Source organism: Streptomyces sp. SID13726 (genome assembly GCF_010548375.1).
GTDB lineage: Bacteria > Actinomycetota > Actinomycetes > Streptomycetales > Streptomycetaceae > Streptomyces.
The window spans coordinates 1-482 of record NZ_JAAGLY010000328.1 but is presented as its reverse complement, the minus strand read 5'-3'; the positions used below and the strand labels follow the sequence as shown (position 1 = coordinate 482).

Genomic DNA, 482 nt, shown 5'->3' with positions numbered 1-482 from the left:
ACGTCGATTCGAAAGCGTGGCGGTCACAGAAGTCGAAGCTCAGGGTCGAGGGCGGCACCCTCTGGTACGGCCGGTACAACCAGGGCGAGGCCCTGCGCAAGGTCGTCTGGGAGGCCGAACAGGCCGCGCGGGCACTGGGAGTCGAGGTCAGGCCGTTCGTCGCCGTCCACGGCGCCAAGGTCCCCGGACCCCGGGGCCGCATCGAGGTCCAGGGCGTCACGATCGTCTCCGCGAAGAAGTTGCCGCGCCTGCTGCAGAACCTGATGCCCCAGCCAGGCTGGACCGCCGACCGCATCACCGCCGTCGAGCAGCTGGCCGAGCGGCGCCTCCCCCCGTACGGAAGCTGATCGGCACCGCGACAACGACGAAGGGCCCGGCATCGCCGGGCCCTTCGTGTGTGCCGGGGTTCAGTCTTCGAGGTCCAGGTCGAGCAGCACCCGCAGGTTCTCCCCAGCCGCCCAGCGCACGAGCTGGCCCCGGTC

At 70.7% G+C, this 482-nt stretch carries 1 pseudogene; it reads left to right on the top strand.

The annotated features are described in order from the left end of the window. A pseudogene (locus G3I78_RS47900) lies at positions 1-347 on the top strand (NERD domain-containing protein); the annotation flags it as partial. Positions 348-482 lie beyond the last annotated feature (135 nt).